The organism is Vibrio sp. 10N.222.52.B7, from assembly GCF_041474275.1.
Classification (GTDB): domain Bacteria; phylum Pseudomonadota; class Gammaproteobacteria; order Enterobacterales; family Vibrionaceae; genus Vibrio; species Vibrio crassostreae_C.
Genome location: NZ_JBFRTU010000610.1, coordinates 1 through 395, shown reverse-complemented (window position 1 = coordinate 395; position 395 = coordinate 1). Strand labels below are relative to the sequence as shown.

General features: G+C 45.6%; 1 pseudogene. It reads left to right on the top strand.

The annotated features are described in order from the left end of the window. A pseudogene (locus tag AB4512_RS24445) lies at nt 1–395 on the top strand (porin); the annotation flags it as partial.

Below are 395 nucleotides of genomic sequence, written 5' to 3'. Positions count from 1 at the left end.
AATTTACTCTAACGACGATACTAAAGTTGGCCTAAAAGGCGAGGTAGATATCTACCTGACTCAATCTGAAGTTGATAACGTTGTTGGCTCTGGCTCTGTGAAGAAAGACGCTGACGTTTCTACTTGGGCTAAAATCCAACTAGACGCTGAACAGAAGCTAAACGACCAGTTCACAGCATTCGCATCTTTCGAAATCGAATCTGACGGCAGCAACGCTAAGTTCGATGACGTTCTAGCTGGTTTTAAAACTGATACTTGGGGTATGGCTTTCGGTGAGACTGGCGACCTAGCAGAATCTGCTGACGCTATTCAGAAAGACGATATCACAAACGAAGGTAACTACATGGGCTCTACCGGTGGTCACCACAAAGAGTCTTCTGGTCACGGTGCTGTAT